Below are 1,234 nucleotides of genomic sequence, written 5' to 3' on the forward strand. Positions count from 1 at the left end.
ATTTCTGCGGTGCCCGTACCGCAAACCGACACAGGTAGGTAGGAAGAAGATTCTAAGGCCAACGGGAGAAGGGTTGTTAAGGAACTCGGCAAATTGACCCCGTAACTTCGGGAGAAGGGGTGCTGCAGCAATGCAGCCGCAGAGAATCGGCCCAAGCAACTGTTTACCAAAAACACAGGTTTGTGCTAAATCGAAAGATGACGTATACGAGCTGACGCCTGCCCGGTGCTGGAAGGTTAAGAGGAGATGTGCAAGCATTGAATCGAAGCCCCAGTGAACGGCGGCCGTAACTATAACGGTCCTAAGGTAGCGAAATTCCTTGTCAGGTAAGTTCTGACCCGCATGAAAGGCGTAATGATTTGGGCACTGTCTCAACAGCCCGCCCGGCGAAATTGTAGTACCGGTGAAGATGCCGGTTACCCGCGACAAGACGGAAAGACCCCATGGAGCTTTACTGTAGCCTAATATTGGGTTTCGATGTTGCATGCACAGGATAGATGGGACACTGGGAAGCAGGTGCTTTGGCGCTTGTGGAGTGGCCGTTGGGATACCATCCTTGCGATATTGGAATTCTAACCTGCGCCTTTGAATCAAGGCGGGGGACATTGTTAGGTGGGCAGTTTGACTGGGGCGGTCGCCTCCTAAAGAGTAACGGAGGCGTTCAAAGGTTCGCTCAGCTTGAACGGAAATCAAGCAAAAGAGTGCAAACGCAGAAGCGAGCCTAACTGCGAGACTGACGGGTCGAGCAGTAACGAAAGTTGGAGTTAGTGATCCGGTGGTATGTGAGTGGAAATGCCATCGCTCAACGGATAAAAGTTACCCTGGGGATAACAGGCTGATCTCCCCCAAGAGTCCACATCGACGGGGAGGTTTGGCACCTCGATGTCGGCTCATCGCATCCTGGGGCTGTATTCGGTCCCAAGGGTTTGGCTGTTCGCCAATTAAAGCGGTACGCGAGCTGGGTTCAGAACGTCGTGAGACAGTTCGGTCCCTATCTGTCGTGGGCGCAGGATATTTGATGGGAGCTGTTCCTAGTACGAGAGGACCGGAGCGGACGTACCTCTGGCGCACCAGTTGTTCTGCCAAGAGCATAGCTGGGCAACTATGTACGGATCGGATAAACGCTGAAAGCATCTAAGCGTGAAGCCGACCCAAAGATAAGATATCCCATTGTTTCAAACAAGTAAGACCCCTTGAAGACTACAAGGTTGATAGGCACGATGTGTAAGTGGAG

General features: G+C 52.4%; 1 rRNA gene. It reads left to right on the forward strand.

Going from position 1 to position 1,234, the window contains the following annotated elements:
* Positions 1-1,234, forward strand: a 23S ribosomal RNA gene (locus WMO17_RS13045); the annotation flags it as partial.

The organism is Faecalibacterium faecis (assembly GCF_040096475.1).
In the GTDB taxonomy this organism is placed as follows: domain Bacteria; phylum Bacillota; class Clostridia; order Oscillospirales; family Ruminococcaceae; genus Faecalibacterium; species Faecalibacterium taiwanense.